This is a genomic window from Photobacterium frigidiphilum (assembly GCF_003025615.1).
Lineage (GTDB): Bacteria > Pseudomonadota > Gammaproteobacteria > Enterobacterales > Vibrionaceae > Photobacterium > Photobacterium frigidiphilum.
Genome location: NZ_PYMJ01000015.1, coordinates 87,333 through 102,171, shown reverse-complemented (window position 1 = coordinate 102,171; position 14,839 = coordinate 87,333). Strand labels below are relative to the sequence as shown.

Annotated in this window: 6 protein-coding genes; 3 read left to right on the top strand and 3 right to left on the bottom strand. The window is 45.2% G+C overall.

The window, feature by feature from the left end; all coding sequences use genetic code 11:
* Positions 1-43: 43 nt before the first annotated feature.
* The 3 genes from C9J12_RS15525 to C9J12_RS15515 all read left to right on the top strand — a co-directional run bounded on the left by C9J12_RS15525 (position 44) and on the right by C9J12_RS15515 (position 1,750).
* Complete coding sequence (locus C9J12_RS15525) at positions 44-253, top strand: YnbE family lipoprotein (protein ID WP_011221035.1); 210 nt, start codon at positions 44-46, stop codon at positions 251-253.
* Between the two features lie 18 nt (positions 254-271).
* A complete protein-coding gene (locus C9J12_RS15520; RefSeq protein WP_041395118.1) occupies positions 272-595 on the top strand; it encodes a YdbL family protein in 324 nt (107 codons plus the stop codon).
* Positions 596-769: 174 nt separating this feature from the next.
* Entirely contained in the window at positions 770-1,750 is a 981-nt protein-coding gene (locus C9J12_RS15515) for a YeiH family protein (RefSeq protein WP_107243544.1), read from the top strand.
* Between the two features lie 99 nt (positions 1,751-1,849).
* On the opposite strand, the gene C9J12_RS30720 is transcribed toward C9J12_RS15515, so the two are convergent.
* The 3 genes from C9J12_RS30720 to C9J12_RS15500 all read right to left on the bottom strand — a co-directional run bounded on the left by C9J12_RS30720 (position 1,850) and on the right by C9J12_RS15500 (position 14,831).
* A complete protein-coding gene (locus C9J12_RS30720; RefSeq protein ID WP_170111794.1) occupies positions 1,850-2,104 on the bottom strand; it encodes a hypothetical protein in 255 nt (84 codons plus the stop codon).
* A gap of 265 nt (positions 2,105-2,369) precedes the next feature.
* Positions 2,370-14,093: an Ig-like domain-containing protein gene (locus tag C9J12_RS15505; RefSeq protein WP_170111793.1), complete on the bottom strand. Its 11,724-nt coding sequence runs from the start codon at positions 14,091-14,093 to the stop codon at positions 2,370-2,372.
* Positions 14,094-14,195: 102 nt separating this feature from the next.
* Positions 14,196-14,831, bottom strand: coding sequence for a phage tail protein (locus C9J12_RS15500; RefSeq protein WP_227876375.1), 636 nt, complete (start codon positions 14,829-14,831; stop codon positions 14,196-14,198).
* Positions 14,832-14,839 lie beyond the last annotated feature (8 nt).

Below are 14,839 nucleotides of genomic sequence, written 5' to 3'. Positions count from 1 at the left end.
TTTCGCGCAAATATTAAACTAAGGCTAAGAAGGTCACAGCCCCATGGATATACAACTAAAATTTTCGTTCATACTCACGGTTCTTACATTGGTACTAATGCTATCGATGACGACTGGCTGCACGCCAACGGTACAAGTGACAGCGTCTGATAAACCCATCGAGATTAACCTTAATGTTAAGATTGAACACGAGATCAGAATTAAAGTTGATAAAGAAATTGATGATTTATTTAGTGATGATGATGTATTCTGAATGCGCAGGGAGAATGCCATGAAGAATTTACTATTATTTTGTATCGCGATATTCATGAGTGCAAGTGTGTTCGCACTTGACTTACAGCAAGCTAAATCACAAGGCTTAGTGGGTGAAACCAATAAAGGCTATATTGCTGTTGTCACCTCTAGCGCATCTTCTGATGTCAAAAAACTCGTGTCTCAAGTCAATTCACAGCGTAAAAGTCGCTATAAAAAAATCGCGGTATCTCACGGGTTAAGCGAAGTAGAAGTCGGCAAACTTGCCGCAAAAAAAGCACTCGAAAAAACACAAAACGGACATTACTACCAAACACCTTCAGGTAAGTGGAATAAGAAGTGATACCTTACCTTTGTTCGATATAAATTTTACCGTAATCAAGATAAAAAGCTATTTAGAACCATTTAACGACATGTTCAATAATATTGAACCCTAGCATCAAAATATTTAAATCTACGAAATATTTTTCAACACGTATACTGCTCTCACTTTTATTTCCTCATTTTAGTGTAATCAATGCCATCTAATAAGCCTTCTCGTAAACCGTATACTTTTCAGTTCAAAGGGAAAGAATTTCAGGCGTCTGACTCCCTATTTTTTATCATTGCGCTTTTATGCCTGCTGCCTGTTATCAGCTCACCAGTCGCTCTTATCTTAGGCTTTACATTAGCCAGCTTTGGATTTGTTCCAACCAAAGTGAACATAGCCGCAGCCACTAAGAAATTACTCGCTTATTCAATCATCGGTCTTGGCTTTGGTATTCACCTTGATCAAGCAATAGCGGCCAGTACACAAGGTTTTGGTTTAATTGTTGGCTCAATATTTTTCACTCTGATTTTCGGTTGGTTTCTTACCAAGGCGCTACGCTTAGACCAAAAGACCGGACACTTAATTGCTTCAGGTACGGCTATTTGTGGTGGTAGTGCCATTGCTGCAGTCGCACCTGCGATTAATGCTCGAGACGATCAAACCTCTTTAGCATTAGCAACAGTCTTTGTACTGAACTCCATTGCACTGTTCATCTTCCCTGCGATTGGTCATTTACTTGAAATGAGCCAACACGCTTTTGGCACTTGGGCTGCTATTGCTATTCACGATACATCATCTGTGGTGGGTGCTGCGGGCGCTTACGGTGATGAAGCATTACGAACGGCCACAACCATTAAACTGGCACGTGCATTATGGATTGTGCCCATTGCCTTTTTAAGTGCATTACTGTTCAAAGGTGACAATAAGAAAATTGGTATTCCTTACTTTATTTTGTTTTATTGCCTTGCGATTGTATTCGCGCACTTTGTTCCGTCTTTAGAAAGTATTTATAGCCACATATTCGTTGCTTCTAAACGGCTATTAGTTGTGTGCTTATTCTTAATCGGTTCAGGCATTACCATTCAGAAGCTACGCGCAGCAGGGCTGAAGCCACTGTTATTAGGCGTTTTACTCTGGGTGGCTATTGGCGTGGGCTCTTTAAGCTATATCTTACTCAATGTAGCCTAGGGCGTGTTGACGTTTCAAGATTCTGCCTGCTGAGAGCGCTTTTTTCAGATAAAAAGACAGAAATTGCAAAAACAAAACGAGTGCAGCCGCACTCGTTTTTTATGGGGTAATATCGATGTTTTTACTGTTCGTATAATCTGCTTTAAAAACGGGTGTGCTCTCGTTCCCATTATCGCTTTCGTTATTCTGTTTCTTTTGCTGCTTCTTATCTGATGATTTAACAGCTCGAATCCACACTAAGGCTAATAAAACCAAAAAAGCGGTAAGATCTAATAATGCCGTTACTAAGCCTGATGTCATCAAAGACCCAAGTATCAACAATAAAACAACCACGGCACCAATCCATTTATACATAAGTACTATCCTTCTTTTCTGTTCTATCATTATCGTGAAAGATCAGGTAGAAAGAAAAATACCGTTTACCTCTATGACATAAACAAAAGCTATAAGTGGCGAGGTTTTAATATCTGTTTTGATATAAGGCGAATATTAAGACAGACCCTAGCACTTTGCGATAGGCATGTAGCCCTTAAAAATTGAACATCAAATTGATTGAAGCGTATTTATCACATCGATTTGATGCCTAATAACACTTTCGATATGAGTTCACGCAATTAATTTATTGACTGAAACGATACTTCAACTTTAAAGCAATACTATCAACGTCATTAGCATCGATAAAATATCGCGTTACTCCTAGTCCAACCATCCAGTTTTCACTAATCTCTGACTCAATATCAAACCCTAAGTAAGGGTCTATACCATCATCACTCTGTTTAATCGTGCTTCCCTGCACCGCACTGTCACATAAGCAGCTTTCAAAGTCAGTCTTCCAGTACATTCCCCCTACAGTAGCATTTACAGTAAAGGTATCAGCCTGCCAGAAAGAATAACTCACATCAATCCCGACACCACTTACCAGTACAGGGGTTATTTTGGCTACATCCTGATGGCTTTCATCTGCTACCATACTGTCATTAATTGTGGCACTTCCTTTCCCTTGATCTATGTAACGAGCAACCAGCTCCCACTTAGCATTCAGTGAATAGCCGACCCCAATAGACCAAAAAAAATCAGTCCCATCACTATTAGTAACGGAACTGGCTTTCACATCCGATCGTTCATGTGCATTGCTGTACCCAAGATCTGTTTCAATAAACCAATTTGCTTGGCTGTTAAAACTAATAAGCGCAAGTAACCCAAGCCCTATTTTTCGACCATAACGACGGGTTAAGACCAACAATAACAGTAACAAAATTCCCCCTCCACCTACACTACCGCCCGCCGAGTTCTCAATCACACCGGAACGTTTCAAAGTAATCTGCACTTTCACTACCGCCAACGCTTCTAGTCCGCTATCGTCACGAATTCGGTAAGTTATGGCATCAACCCCTTCGTAACCAGCCAGAGGTGTATAAGTCAACGTCTGGTCACTATTGATTATTACTCCTCCTTCCTGAGCTGTTGCTGAGATAACGGTTAGGCTATCACCATCAGGATCAGTGTCGTTACTCAGCACATTAATAATCAATGCGGTTTGATCATCGGTTTCAGCCTGATCATCAACGGCTATAGGTGTCAAACTATTCACGACATTTACCGTTACATTGGCAAAAGCAGTACCGCCATTGTTATCTGTAATGCTATAGCTAACGGTTGCAACACCATAAAATTCATCTTCTGTGGTATAGAACAGTTGATTGTTGCTTATATCTACCGTTCCGAAATCTGCACTAACGTTAACAATATTGACTAAATCACCATCAGCATCACTATCATTACTCAGCACATCAATATGCACACTGCTATTGAGACTGATTGTGGCTGTATCGTTCTGGGCGATTGGCAATGTATTACCACTGGCTCTTACAGCAACACCGCCGGGATCAACAACAGTACCGTTCGCAATACTGTCATCATCATTCGGACCACCATCTTGAATTGTTACTTGAACACACCAATAGCCCTCTGTTAATCCTCGAACCCAAGTATGATCGCCTGGAGGTGGACAATAACCAGACTCTCCCTCACTCGAAGAGAGGTAATTAAACTGATCGATAGTAAAATCAATCCAGCCACTTTCTTTTTTAAACTTTCGATAAACTGCATTGGCCGGTATAGGTAGGCGCTGAGGAAAAACAACCTGATAACTCTGTCCAACTTGAGGTAGCCCATAAGCAATAAAGTCGAAAACCCCACCGATATTTTCTGCTTCCTTATCAGCGCTTAGTTTGGTGGCAATCTCGCTATCTAGCAGCTGAATCCCCCCCGTTTCATTACCTGAAATTGTATTTCCTTTTCGTAAGCATACACCCGGCTCACCTTCAACAAGATAGCGCCCAGATTCTATAGCCTGTTCCTGCATAACGTTACATTCACTGATCGCATCTTGGTAATCTGGAATACCATCCAGATCCGAATCAGAGAAACCTTCCTGATTATCTGGGATCAAATCACCATCAGTATCTTCAGCGCCTAACACCGCTAGCTGTTCGACCACCTCGATATAGATATCTGTCGATACTGATAATGATTCCACTGCATCGTCGGTGACCTTTAAGTTAAGTACATAAATGCCTGAAGTCAGTAATTCTGGAGAGAAAATATATTGTTTAGATTCTGTGCTGGTGTTGACCAACAACGGTTCTTGACTGCTCCATAAATAATCATGACTATCACCCACATTGCTGTCTGTCACTTCCGTGAGAATAGTGACATCCTTATCGCTACTCTCTATAAGCTGTCGTTGCTCAGATTGCTGGGAAACCGATATCGCGACTTTCGGGGCTATGTTCTGCTCAAGAATAGACAATGTATGCGTATTTTTACTGCCTAAATTACTCGTAGATTCAAGGGTGATGGTCAGTGACTCTTGACCTTCATCTTCGAGGTCATCAAAGATAGTGAATTGAATTTCGCCGACTCTGCCGCTTTCAATGACGACACTACCATCGCGAAGATCATGATCGCTATCATCACTACTTCCAGAGACGGTATAAGGGATCACGACAGGATAGCGTGGTGACAAACCATTCAGATAAACATGAACTTTGTGTGATGTGCCTTCTGTCGTATCGCTATTTTTCTCTATTTCCACCAACGGATGGACAGTCACCTTCTGGCTGGCTTCCGCAATATTGCCTTGTGAATCTTCAGTGCGCCAATAGGCGATGTTATTACCTGGCTGGAAGAAAGTTTGGCTATTTACTAATGAGATTGGTAAAGCCTTACCACTGTTGTCATAGGCTTTCGCCACACCAAGGGCCACTTTGGTAAACAATGCGTTAGCATTCAACTCAACATCCTCTGGAGGAGTGATTTGTGGCCCCTGTAATGCGCTGCTTTCTATCGTTAAGCGTACCAGCCCTATATCACTTCCGCCGTTTCCATCTATAACGTTGTATCTTAGTGTCACCGTTCCGTTTTGCTTAGCGCTAAACAATACTCTGTCATTAATAATGGTAACGATCCCCCACGTAGCACTGACCCAGTCGAGTCGCAAGCTATCATTATCAACATCACTATCATTACTCAGTACGTCAAGGGAGTAACTGCCGCTACTATTACCTTCCATCACATAGCTATCATCACTTGTTACTGGAGAATCATTAACAGCAGCAATCGCGAGATCCACAGTGTAGGTTGCGGAAGATGACTTCCCATCCGTTACCTGATAACTAAAGACATCGTTTCCGTAATAATTGACATAAGGAGTATAGATCCAACGTTGCCCATTATCGGTTGACTCTAGTGAGCCATGTTGTGGCTGGGTCATCGTTAATAGGCTCAAGGTAGCACTATCCACATCCTCAAGATTAGGTTCGATTGTGATACTGCTGTCTTCGTTAACGTTCACTGAAAGATTTTCTGCTATTGGTGCATCATTCACGTTACTCACAGTGATACTAAACGTTGGTAAAGCAACACTTTCTTCACCATCAGTGGCACTAATAACAATGTTACTCACAAGACCAACATCATTATTTGTTGGCGTTCCACTTAACGTACCTGTAGAGACATCAAAGTTTGCCCAACTCGGCTTGTTGATAATAGAGAAGCTTAAAGCGTCATTCGTATCAATATCGTCAACTTGTGGTGTGAATGTATAAGTCTCATCTTCATTAACGTGAGTTGATGGAGACCCTGTTATCGTTGGTGCATCATTAACATTCGTGACTGTGATTGCAAAAGCGGGTAATGCAGCCGTTTCTTGCCCATCACTAACACTCATTTCAATATTAAGGTACGTTCCAACATCTGCGTTATTTGCCGTACCGCTCAATACGCCACTAGATTCATCAAACGTCAGCCAAGCGGGTCGATTAGTTATACTGAATGTCAGCGTATCTTCATCAACATCATTCGCTTGAGGGATAAAGCTGTAACTTTCACCCTGAGCAATCTCTGTATTAGGTGTGCCCGATAGCGTAGGTACATCGTTAACCGCCTCTATTGTTATGCTCACTTGTGCACTATTTGATAGTGCATTTTCATTATCGCGGATGGTATAAGTGAAATTGTCACTGCCCTGACTGTTTTCATTCGGCGTGTAAACCAGCGTGCCATCACCATTATTGATTAGCACTCCACTTGTAGGTGCAGAGTCAATAGTGAGAGCTGTCGTATCGAGAGTCCCGTCCACATCACTGTCGTTGGCAATCACGTTTATCGTAATTGCATTATCTTCTGTTGTAATAACACGATCATCGTTTGCAAGTGGCACATCATTCACCTGTTGCACCGTAATCGTCACCTTCGCAGTATTCGACAATTTGCTCAGTTCATCACTCACCTGATAGGTGAAGTTATCTTCTCCACTAAAATTTGTTGCGGGTGTAAAAGAAATAGTCCCATTTCCTGCTACACTCACGCTACCCTGTGAAGGCGGGCTAATAACGCTAACACTGCTGAAATCTAACTGGCCGTCAATATCATTATCATTCCCTAAGACATTAATTGCATGCGTGCTATCTTCAAGCAAAGTCGCAATGTCGTCATTGGCGACAGGGGCATCATTGACACTATTAATTATCACATCAACGGTTACCTCTTCCGACGTCGCATCTTCATTATCTTTCACGATATAAGTAAAACTGTCTGTTCCATGGACGTTAGCTTCTGGGGTATAACTCACGACACCAAGTTCAGACACACCTATAGTGCCCTCTACTGGCTGGCGAACTACCGCAACGGTTGTGATATCCACAAAGCCATCTATATCACTGTCATTAAGCAATACCGCAATCTCTACCATCGTGTCTTCATCGGTGACTGCGTTATCAGCTAGTGCCACAGGTGCATCATTAATACCCGCAATATTAACTCTTACCTCAGCAGAATTAGACAGACGCCCAGTGCTATCCCGTACTGTATAGCTAAATACATCACTTCCCGTGTAATCTATCTCTGGTTCATAGAGGATCTGACCACTTTCTACGGTGGCTACACCATGCAAAGGTTGAATAACCACTATCAATGTGCTGCTATCCATACTGTCACCAGTATCGGAATCCGTGTCGTTTGCTAGAACATCGACGATAATAGGTTCATCTTCATCCGTTGCCGCCACATCGGCAACAGCAACAGGATCATCAGCGACCGCAGTTACGGTGATAGTGACCTTCGCAACTACCGACTGACCTCCATATACATCGTCCACTCGGTAATAAAAAGTATCGATGCCAGAATAATCATCATCAGGCACGTACGTCACCACGCCTGTACCAGTGTTCACGCTAGTGCTACCGTGAGTTGGTTGAGTCGTTACCGTAACGCTCGCGAGGTTTATTTCGCTATCACTGTCACTGTCATTATCCAGCACCGCAATTGCGACACTATTATCTTCTGCAACTGACTGGGTATCATCCGTTAAAATCGGGACATTGTTACCAATGGTAAAATTGTAGGTAGTCGTATCACTGATACCCGCGAAGGTGTTACCCGCCATATCGAGTAACGCATCAGACGAAAAATTGACATAGTAGCTATGTGTGGAGATAAAAGCGGTACTGGGATTAATCGTCACCTGCGCACCATCAATCAAAACATGACTACTGCTTAGACTGATCGTTTCCAGTAAACTAGTTTCAGCTTTATCATATATGCTGAGGCTACCCACTCCTGAAACCATATCTTCATTGAAACCCAACACCAATGACGCATTAATCAATACGTTATTCGCATCATCATCCGGCGTTAAAGACTGAATATAAGGACGTAAGCTATCATATTGAAGGGTAAATTGTTCGGCAGCTAGGCTAGCATTGCCAGATAAGTCGGTGAAAGCACCCGTTGATACCGTTACTGTTACCGCTCCGTCATTTAATGGCGTTAATGTTGCGTTGTAACTCGTACCGCTGCCGCTAAAACTGCTCAAACTTCCACCAACAACCGTGACATCACCCTCAACAAAGTCAGAACTGGCCTCACTTAAGGTGAAGGTCAATGTCGCGATTTCATCGGCTTTCAGGCTCGGTTTATCGCTGCCGATAGTAATGGTTGGCAACAAGGTATCAAGCGAAATACTAAGCTGAGTTGCCGCGGTATTGTCATTACCCGCGCTATCGATAAAGGTAGTTGCGGCCACATCAATGGTCGCTGCCGCGGTGCGATCACTGTCTGGCGAGAAGGTCGCAGAATAGCTGGTGCCGCTGCCCGTAAAGGCACTTAGGCTACCGCCAACTACGCTAATATCACCGTTCGCAAAATCTGAACTGGCTTCGCTTAAGGTGAAGGTCAACGCCGCAGTCTCACCTGCTTTCAGGCTCGGTTTGTCGCTGCCGATAGCAATAGTTGGCAACAAGGTATCAAGCGAAATGCTAAGCTGAGTTGCCGCAGTATTGTCATTACCCGCGCTATCGATGAAACTATTCGCGGCCACATTAATGGTCGCGGCCGCAGTGCGATCACTGTCTGGCGTAAATACTACCGAATAGCTGGTACCGCTGCCCGTAAAGGCACTTAACGAACCGCCAACAACGGTAATGTCACCGTTCGAAAAATCTGAACTGGCTTCGCTTAAAGTGAAGGTCAACGCCGCGGTTTCACCGGCTTTCAAACTCGATTTGTCGCTGCCGATAGTAATAGTTGGCAACAAGGTATCAAGCGAAATACTAAGCTGAGTTGCCGCAGTATTGCCATTACCCGCGCTGTCGATAAAGGTATTCGCGGCCACATCAATCGTCGCTGCCGCGGTGCGATCACTGTCTGGCGTAAAGGTCGCAGAATAGCTGGTGCCGCTGCCCGTAAAGGCACTTAAGCTACCACCAATTACGGTAATATCACCGATCGCAAAATCTGAACTGGCTTCGCTTAAGATGAAGGTCAACGCCGCGGTCTCACCTGCTTTCAGGCTCGGTTTGTCGCTACCGATAGCAATAGTTGGCAACAAGGTATCCAGTGTAAGCGAAAGCTGAGTTGCCGCGGTATTATCGTTACCCGCGCTATCGATAAAGGTATTCGCAGCCACATCAATGGTCGCTGCCGCAGTGCGATCATTATCCGGCGTAAATACTGCCGAATAGCTGGTACCGCTGCCGCTAAAGCTGCTCAAACTACCGCCAACAACCGTGATATCACCGTTCGCAAAATCTGAACTGGCTTCGCTTAAAGTGAAGGTTAATGTCGCGGTCTCATCGGCTTTCAGGCTCGGTTTATCGCTGCCGATAGTGATGGTTGGCAACAAGGTATCAAGCGAAATACTAAGCTGAGTTGCCGCGGTATTGTCATTACCCGCGCTGTCGATAAAGGTAGTCGCGGCCACATCAATGGTCGCGGCCGCAGTGCGATCACTGTCTGGCGTAAATACTACCGAATAACTGGTGCCACTGCCGCTAAAGCCGCTCAAACTTCCGCCCACAACCGTGATGTCACCGTTCGCAAAGTCAGAACTGGCTTCACTTAAGGTGAAGGTCAATGTCGCGGTCTCACCTGCTTTCAGGCTCAGTTTATCGCTGCCGATAGTGATGGTTGGCAATAAGGTATCTAGTGTAAGCGAAAGCTGAGTTGCCGCGGTATTATCGTTGCCTGCGCTGTCGATAAAGGTATTCGCGGCCACATTAATGGTCGCTGCCGCGGTGCGATCACTGTCTGGCGTAAATACTGCCGAATAGCTGGTACCGCTGCCGCTAAAGCTGCTCAAAATTCCGCCAACAACCGTGATATCACCGTTCGCAAAGTCAGAACTGGCTTCGCTTAAAGTGAAGGTCAATGTCGCGGTTTCATCGGCTTTCAGACTCGGTTTATCACTGGTAATGTTGATGGTTGGCAACAAGGTATCCAGTGTAAGCGAAAGCTGAGTTGCCGCGGTATTATCGTTACCCGCGCTGTCGATAAAGGTAGTCGCGGCCACATCAATCGTGGCTGCCGCAGTGCGATCACTGTCTGGCGTGAAGGTCGCAGAATAGCTGGTGCCGCTGCCGCTAAAGCTACTCAAGATTCCGCCAACAACCGTGATATCACCGTTCGCAAAGTCAGAACTGGCTTCACTTAAGGTGAAGGTCAACGCCGCGGTTTCACCTGCTTTCAGGCTCGGTTTGTCGCTGCCGATAGTAATGGTTGGCTCAGTAGTATCAATGGCAATCGCTTTGCTGGCACCAAGACTATTAGCCGTTCCTGGGGAAGGCAAAGTGAGCGTCGCATCATTACCTGCACTGTCTTTAATGGTTCCGCTGTTAAGGCTAAGCGCACTCGTATTTGTATAGTCCAGATCACTGGTGGTATCGCCTGCTTGTACTGTGTATTGGAAAGTTAGCGCTGCACTACCCGAGCCTGATATATAGTTTGCATATCGATCTGTCGTACCAGTATCTAGAAGCAAACGTGGTGTGCCCATCACCGTTACAGCCTCATCAAAGCTCACCGTTACATTAATGGCATCGCCTTCATTGTAATTGCCATTGCCTGTCGTGGCGCTTACAACCGTTACCGCCGAAGCAACACTATCAACAAGTACATTAGCCAGCGAGCCAACCGCGTTGAGAGTTGCGATTAGATCATTTCCCGCTGTATCTTGAATTTCGTTAGTACTCGTACTTAAAGAGGTAACCGAGATACCATCATCGTCATTCAAGCCAGTTTCAACGGTATAAACAAATACCAATGCTTTTGTACCAGAGCCCGATGAGTAAACCGCCGACTTAGTGGTCCCACCTATAATCAATGTCAAACTAGGCGATCCGCTGACGGTCACATTTTCATCGGTATTAACCGTAAAACTGAGAGTGTCGCCAGCAGTATAGGTACTGTTTTCAGGTACTGATATACTGGTTATCAATGGTTGGGTTGTGTCATCATCATCGCTGATCGTGATTGTTTTTTGTTGTATTCCATTTTCCGAAGCACCGCCACCAGAAACGCCAATAATGTCAATAATAATGGTTTCAGTACCTTCCTCATCACCATCGTCAGTTCCGGTAATTCCGGTTGCAGCATTGGCTGTCGTGGTGCCGCCTGTAATGATAATGCTGCTACTTGGCGACGCATAATCCGTACCGCTTGTTGCGGTTCCGGCATAGGTCAAATTGACTGTAACATCTTCATTGGAAGGATGTTCCAGTGTCGCAGTGATACTTGAGGTACCGCTGTTTTCGGCCACAGTATCGCTACCAACCGACAGAGATACCGTGGGTGCGGATTCAGCATCAGTGATGCTGATAGTCTGTTGCTGGGTACCGTCTTCACTACCAACCGAAACAGAAGAGATATCAACAATCACAGTTTCTGCGCTAGCAGCATCATACAAGGTATCTGCCACGCCCATGATCGCAGCTGAGCCAGAGCTACTCCCAGCGGAAATTAGAATAGTGTCTGATTTGGTATAATCCGTACTTACCGTGGCCGTGCCCAAGTAGGCCAAATTGACAGTAATATTTTCCGGCCACTGATTGTTCAAACTATTCGATAGAGAAGCAGTCAAAGTGCTAATACCTCCATCTTCATTGATGGTATTGGTATCTGCCCCCAGTATAACTTTGGGGTAGTTGGCGTAAATGGCATCATTTGCCTGACTAATCCCTGTGGTATAGGCACTGCTCGTATTGCCGCTTGAATCAGCAAGCGTCAGACTTACGGCAATATCAGAGCCAGCAGCCACATCTGTACCACCATCGGTGATAGTGAAAGTTGCAGTGTAAGCAGTGTCGCTAACTTTACTTAAGCTACCTAAGGTATAACCATTAATGGTTCCGCTGATTGCACCGCTGCCAGAAGTATAGTCATCACTGTCACTTGATACTGTAATGGTGGCTGTGACTGTATCGCCCACTTTATGGTCCGTGTTAGGGATAGAGACCGCGCCAATGGTCGGTACAACGTCATCGTTCACTGTCACGGCCAAACTCTTTTCGAAGGTTGTCGTACCATCGTTGGTTTGAATACAAATAGCATAGTTTCCAGGCGACAGCGCAAGTGCCGTTTCCAATGTACTGCCATTAAGTTGGAAGCTTGTATTATTGCCATCATTACCGCTACACGTGCCATTAGAAGCTGTGCCTGAACTTACCAAGGAGTAACTATGGCTATCACTCGCGTCTGTATCTGTTGTGGAAAATGTGCCGACATTTCCCCCTGTAGCGGTTGAACTTTGGCTAATACTGCTTGAACTCAGGCTAATATCCGTCGGTGCTGCATTCACGGATGCGGTAAATTGGCTACTGTTTGCGATAGATAGACCACTCGCACTTGCTTGTAAATTAAAGCTCTCGTTACTACTTCCCAAAGAGGTATAAATAAGCTGCATCCCGGAAAAAGTCGCAACTCCCGAACTGGGCGAAATAGTCACAGTTGAACTACTGCCATCCGTATCACCGGTAACAGACAAGTTTGCAGTACCAGCACCGTTCACTTCAGCTAAAGTAATACCTAAGCTGTAGTCCGTATCCACCGTGCCATCAGCGTTTTTTGCCGAAACAACGGGAACGATAATTAGGGTTTGGCTGGCACCACTTTGTACAGAAAGTGGTGCCGGTTGGGTGTCAAAAACAAGCTGTGTTGCCACTACGTCAGAAGTCACCGTATTGGCATTCACCGTTGACAGATCAGATCCTACACCATCCTCATCATTGGCAGTGAGAGTAAAGCTTTGCTGATCTGCTGTGGCGGTATAGGCGACATCGGTGAAGGTGGCTGTACCACTAATAGCGGCAACATCGACATCACCGGATAAATTCTCTGCATCCGCTTGGGTCAACTTCACTAATTCTGTGAAATCTGAGTCGGTATTTCCCGCGGCATCTTGTGCCGTCACAACGGGTTGTATTGTCAGGGTGCTGCCAGATGTAGAGCCAGCGGGTTGGGTGCTAAATACGAGCTGGGCTGCCGACACTGTTGTTGCCATATCTCCAGTAGATACAGCATTGTTGTTGCCGCTCATTTGGGTTTTATCGCTATCAACCGTTAAATCGGTATCACCATCGATAGAGATTGCGAAAGTCTGGTTGTCGGTGATTCCCGTGTTGTCGTTCCAATAGGCGGCGACGGTACAGGTGGTATTGCCGCCTTCCGCAATTGAAATGCCGGCTGATGTGAAACTGACGACCGAGCCGCTTGGCACGATACCAGATTGGGTTGTACAGCCGGAAAGATTGAACCTAAGTTTTGAAAAGTTAGTCGAGGCGCTGCCCGACAGGTTAAGGTCGATTTGGCTGACATCAAGAGAGAGACCGTCACCATTGCCGCCGTCTGCAATACTAAAATCAAACACATTTGTCGCATTGCCAGACCCCAAGGCTGTTGTGGGAATATCCACAGGCTCGGAGACGTCACCCGCAGCAGTTAATATGCCGCTACTATCGGCGGTTGCGCTGTTAACGTTATCTATGACCAGATTCTGGAAAGTAGCATTAGCAAGTTGTTCTCCTGGGTTATCTGTTGCGATAGTAAATTCAATGCGGGCGACTTGGCGGACTGGAGTAAAAGATCCAAAGATGGAGGTTAACGTAGAGCCGCCGCCGCTGCTTCCGTTACCGTTTGCAATTGTGCTGGTGCCAGACACAGATAGGGTGGTAATAATAGAGCCATCTGCCTTTTTAAATACAACCTGGGTTCCACTATCTAAAGTGTACGCTGTCCCAAATGAATAAATGTTCATTTCAGCCACATCAAAGTGCGTAGCATTGGTGCCATCGGCTTCGAAGATAAATGTTTCTGGCGATGTTACATATGATGGTTCTGGATATGGAATGGGGAAGAGCTCTGGAAGAAGGCTTGTGTCTAGGTTACTACTATAAGTAATTCTGTTGTCATTAAAACCAATAGTTTCCGTAGCGGCAGAAGTATGACTGAAGTGGGTTGCCACAATAACAACCAATAAGGTCAATAATTTGCAAAAACGTGAACTGGACATATCTACTGTATCCTTACAGTTAACCTGACTTCCACCTAAATTAAGTTGCCACTCCAATGCTGATCTTGGCCAGGAACGCTCTCCTGGCCTTTTCATAAGCAATTAGTTACGACTAGGGAAGTAACCTTGAAGCGCAATAATATATTGCATCCCTAAATTGGGCTGCATAATAGGGAAGTGTTGTCCCCCTCCAGTTGCACCAACTGCGACATCACCACCAGTGATGCCGCCCACTCCTGAAATAGCGACATTGACAGCGTCATCAGCCATAGTGGTGTCTGCTGTACTGGAATATCCATTTTTCACCGGAAGATTTGACCTGCCGTCAACGACATTGCCTAATGCCCAGTAATTCCCTGCGGGGCTATCCTGATTGCCTTGTCCGGAAAATGCATTGACTGATGCAGTCGCTGTGGGTGAAGAGCTAGCTCCTACAGTGGTAGGTGTAAACGTTGCATCATGAGAATGGCTAGGCAAGTGCTGAATACCTAGCTCCATTAGTTCGGAACCACGTTGTTGCCCTTGAAATACCTCAGTTAAACCAACTCCTCGTCCGACCCCAATAGGCACACGGCCCCTCATATCCGGCAATGCAAAATTAGTGCGACCATCACCGCCCCATGTGGTACCTAAAATGGCATAGAGGGCTTGATTCTGCGAAATGGCAATTAGTTGCCCTCCACAAAACCCGAAATCCTTCGGCGCGAAATTGCCCCCAAAAAACTTAATTGACCCCATCATTTCTT

Bases quoted from the DNA above. Each gene is read 5' to 3' on its own strand.
- C9J12_RS15500 (WP_227876375.1), bottom strand. From the start codon at position 14,831: ATGGGGTCAATTAAGTTTTTTGGGGGCAATTTCGCGCCGAAGGATTTC.
- C9J12_RS30720 (WP_170111794.1), bottom strand. From the start codon at position 2,104: ATGTATAAATGGATTGGTGCCGTGGTTGTTTTATTGTTGATACTTGGG.
- C9J12_RS15505 (WP_170111793.1), bottom strand. From the start codon at position 14,093: ATGTCCAGTTCACGTTTTTGCAAATTATTGACCTTATTGGTTGTTATT.
- C9J12_RS15515 (WP_107243544.1), top strand. From the start codon at position 770: ATGCCATCTAATAAGCCTTCTCGTAAACCGTATACTTTTCAGTTCAAA.
- C9J12_RS15525 (WP_011221035.1), top strand. From the start codon at position 44: ATGGATATACAACTAAAATTTTCGTTCATACTCACGGTTCTTACATTG.
- C9J12_RS15520 (WP_041395118.1), top strand. From the start codon at position 272: ATGAAGAATTTACTATTATTTTGTATCGCGATATTCATGAGTGCAAGT.